Consider the following 2,117-nt stretch of genomic DNA (forward strand, 5'->3'; position numbering starts at 1 on the left):
CGCGTCTGCGCGAGCAGGCCAGCGTCGGTGAAACCGTGGTGGTGGCCCAGGATGGACCGACCGGCAAGCAACTGGTGGCCTATGTGGTGCCCGCCGAAGCCGGCCTGGCCAATGAAGCCGAGTTCCGTGACACCTTGCGCCGCGCCCTGAAAACCCGTCTGCCGGATTACATGGTGCCGGCGCATTTCATGTTCCTGGCGCAAATGCCGCTGACCCCCAACGGCAAGCTCGACCGCAAGGGCCTGCCCGAACCGGATGCCAGCCAATTGCAGCAACGCTACGTGGCGCCTGAAACCGAGCTGGAGCAGCAGATTGCGGCGATCTGGGCCGAAGTGCTGCGCCTGCCGCAAGTGGGCCTGAACGACAACTTCTTTGACGTGGGCGGGCATTCCCTGCTGGCGATCCAGATCACCTCCCGCGTCCAGGCCGAGCTGGGCCTGGAAGTGCCGCTGGTGGAAGTGTTCCAGACCGACACCCTGCGCGCCTATGCGCAGGCCGCTGCCAACTTCCGCGCCGGCACGGCGGAAGATTTTGATGATCTTCGTGACTTTTTGAGCGAACTAGAGGCGATTTGACCCATGCTTTCCAACCCTAACATCGACCTGGTTTCGCGCTTTCTTCGCCTGCCCCTGGAGCAGCGCCAGCAGTTTTACCAGCGCCTGCAAAGCCGGGGCATGAGCTTCGCTCAATTGCCGATTGCCTCGATTCGCCAGGACGGCCAGCCGTTGCCGCTGTCCTACGCCCAGGAGCGCCAGTGGTTTCTCTGGCAACTGGACCCGGACAGCGCCGCCTACCACGTGCCGGGCGCACTGCGCCTGCGCGGGCGCCTGGACAAGGCCGCCCTGCAACGCAGCTTCGACACCCTGGTGGCGCGCCACGAAAGCCTGCGCACCCGCTTGCAGCTGGATGAGGAACAACGCTCGCAGCAGGTGCTGGACCACGGGGTGATCGAAATCGCCGAAAGCGCGGTCGATGAAACGCAGCTCCAGGCGCGGGTAGAGGCCGAAATCGCCCGCCCGTTCGACCTGCAACAGGGCCCGCTGCTGCGGGTCAGCCTGCTGGCACTCGGTGAAGAAGACCATGTGCTGGTGCTGGTGCAGCACCACATCGTCTCGGATGGCTGGTCGATGGGGGTGATGGTGCAAGAGCTGATGCGGCTGTATGCCGCCTACAGCCTGGGCCAGGACTGTGAGCTGGCGCCGTTGCCGATCCAGTATGCCGACTACGCGCTGTGGCAGCGCCGCTGGATGGAGGCGGGGGAGAAGGCCCGTCAGTTGACGTATTGGCGCGAGTTGTTGGGCGGTACGCAACCGGTGCTGGAACTGCCATTCGACCATCCGCGTCCGGCGCAGCAGAGTTTCCGTGGCGCCCGCCAGGATATCGCCCTGGAGCCGGCGCTGGTGGCGGGCCTGAAAAGCCTGGCCCAGCGTGAAGGCGTGACCCTGTTCATGCTGTTGCTGGCCGCGTTCCAGGCCTTTTTGTACCGCTACAGTGGTCAGTCGGATATTCGCGTCGGCGTGCCGATTGCCAACCGCAACCGGGTCGAGACCGAGTCGCTGATCGGCTTTTTCGTCAACACCCAAGTGCTCAAGGCCGACCTTGACGGGCAGATGACGTTTGCCCAGTTGCTCCAGCACACCAAACGCCGTGCCCTGGAAGCCCAGGCTCACCAGGACCTGCCGTTCGAGCAACTGGTGGAAGCCTTGCAGCCCGAGCGCAGCCTGAGCCATAACCCGCTGTTCCAGGTGATGTTCAACCATCAGGCCAACCCTCAAACCGCCGCGCACAGGCTGCCGGGCTTGCAGGTCAGTCACCTTGAATGGGCCAGCCAGACCGCGCAGTTCGACCTGAGCCTGGACACCCAGGAAACCGGCGACGGTGTCTGGGCCTCCCTGACCTACGCCACTGACCTGTTCGATGCGCCGACGGCGGCACGCATGCTGCGCCATTGGCTCAGCCTGCTGCGCTCGGCCGTGGCGAACAGCACATTGCCATTGCAGGACCTGGCGACGCTGGACGCCGACGAGCGTCAGCAATTGGTTCGGCAGTGGAACGCCACTGGGCGCGACTACCCGCAAGGCCAGTGGGTACACCAATTGTTCGAAGCCCAGGCACAG

The 2,117-nt window shown here is 64.6% G+C and carries 2 protein-coding genes; both read left to right on the plus strand.

Going from position 1 to position 2,117, the window contains the following annotated elements:
- A partial coding sequence (locus ACW9IB_RS29380; RefSeq protein ID WP_457416814.1) for a phosphopantetheine-binding protein occupies positions 1-575 on the plus strand: 575 nt, incomplete at its 5' end.
- Positions 576-578: 3 nt separating this feature from the next.
- The coding region (locus tag ACW9IB_RS29385) for a condensation domain-containing protein (protein ID WP_457416816.1) at positions 579-2,117 on the plus strand (1,539 nt) is incomplete at its 3' end.

Source organism: Pseudomonas sp. SDO524_S393, assembly GCF_054071875.1.